Genomic DNA, 708 nt, shown 5'->3' on the forward strand with positions numbered 1-708 from the left:
ATTATTGAAGGCGTTATGCCGTGCTTAACACCCGGCAAGCTGTATAAAAGGCAAAACGGCCCTCGTTTTCGTGGTGAGGACGGTCTGATGTTCACTATAACCGCAACAGACAGACATGGCATTTTAGAAAAACTTCGGATAAGGCGGCTTATGCCACAGGAATGTTTGAGAGCGCAGGGATTCAGTGAGGAACAGGCTCAAAAGATATGCTTGGTAAATTCCGATAATCAGGTGTATAAGCAGGCAGGGAATGCCGTTACCGTAAATGTGGTACAGGCAATCGGTGAAAGGTTAAAAGAAGTGGATGATGAGTTATATAAAAGAAAGGGGTAGAATTTATGAATTACAAAGCAAGCGTGAACCTTATTAACAAACCCGGAAGCTTAAAGGGAGTTGCCTCGGTTTCCATCAATGACGAGTTTGTTGTAAAAGGTGTGAGGATTTTTGAGGGCAATGACGGTCCGTTTGTGTCAATGCCTTCCCGTAAGGCAGGAGCCAAATATGAGGATATTTGTTTCCCGATTACAAAAGAGGGAAGAGAAAATCTCCACAGTGCGGTGCTTGAAGCATACGAACAGAAATTAACACAGCAGGAGGTCAAGCCGTAAACATTGTTGTTAAAGTTATATGCACCCGAACCGTCAACGGAGTTAATTGTGCCGCAAGTCTGACACACAGACTTTGTGTAATGATACCCCGTATAGCTTG

Annotated in this window: 2 protein-coding genes; both read left to right on the top strand. The window is 43.9% G+C overall.

The genetic code is table 11. From position 1 onward, the window contains the following. Positions 1–333 (top strand): DNA cytosine methyltransferase (locus H8706_RS12220; protein WP_262432856.1); only part of this gene is annotated, 333 nt, incomplete at its 5' end. Positions 334–338: 5 nt separating this feature from the next. Beyond that, complete coding sequence (locus tag H8706_RS12225) at positions 339–608, top strand: SpoVG family protein (RefSeq protein WP_262432857.1); 270 nt, start codon at positions 339–341, stop codon at positions 606–608. Positions 609–708 lie beyond the last annotated feature (100 nt).

Origin of the sequence: Qingrenia yutianensis, from assembly GCF_014385105.1 — a bacterium.
In the GTDB taxonomy this organism is placed as follows: domain Bacteria; phylum Bacillota; class Clostridia; order UMGS1810; family UMGS1810; genus Qingrenia; species Qingrenia yutianensis.

Bases quoted from the DNA above. Each gene is read 5' to 3' on its own strand.
- H8706_RS12225 (WP_262432857.1), top strand. From the start codon at position 339: ATGAATTACAAAGCAAGCGTGAACCTTATTAACAAACCCGGAAGCTTA.